The organism is Janthinobacterium sp. BJB301, assembly GCF_002735685.1.
GTDB classification, from domain to species: domain Bacteria; phylum Pseudomonadota; class Gammaproteobacteria; order Burkholderiales; family Burkholderiaceae_D; genus Janthinobacterium; species Janthinobacterium lividum.
Map to the genome: position 1 here is coordinate 1 of NZ_PDZJ01000019.1, position 623 is coordinate 623.

Genomic DNA, 623 nt, shown 5'->3' on the forward strand with positions numbered 1-623 from the left:
GGTTAACCTTGCCACTGAATGTAAGTCGCTGACCCATTATACAAAAGGTACGCAGTCACGGAACAAGTCCGCTCCTACTGTTTGTATGCACACGGTTTCAGGATCTATTTCACTCCCCTTCCGGGGTTCTTTTCGCCTTTCCCTCACGGTACTGGTTCACTATCGGTCGATTACGAGTATTTAGCCTTGGAGGATGGTCCCCCCATATTCAGACAGGATGTCACGTGTCCCGCCCTACTTGTCGTACGCTTAGTACCACCGGTCCGATTTCACATACGGGGCTATCACCCACTATGGCTCCTATTTCCAGAGGATTCTGTTATCGGTCCGACTATCACGTACAGGCTCTTCCCATTTCGCTCGCCGCTACTTTGGGAATCTCGGTTGATTTCTTTTCCTGCAGCTACTTAGATGTTTCAGTTCGCCGCGTTCGCCTTGCATACCTATGTATTCAGTATGCAATACCCTAAAAGGGTGGGTTGCCCCATTCGGAAATCTGCGGATCAAAGTGTGTTTGCTCACTCCCCGCAGCTTATCGCAAGCTACTACGTCCTTCATCGCCTGTAATCGCCAAGGCATCCACCATGTGCACTTATTCGCTTGTCCCTATAACGTTAGCCTCT

Annotated in this window: 1 rRNA gene; it reads right to left on the reverse strand. The window is 49.9% G+C overall.

Features of this window, described 5'->3' with window-relative positions:
- A 23S ribosomal RNA gene (locus CSQ91_RS28400) occupies positions 1–606 on the reverse strand; the annotation flags it as partial.
- Positions 607–623: the final 17 nt, after the last annotated feature.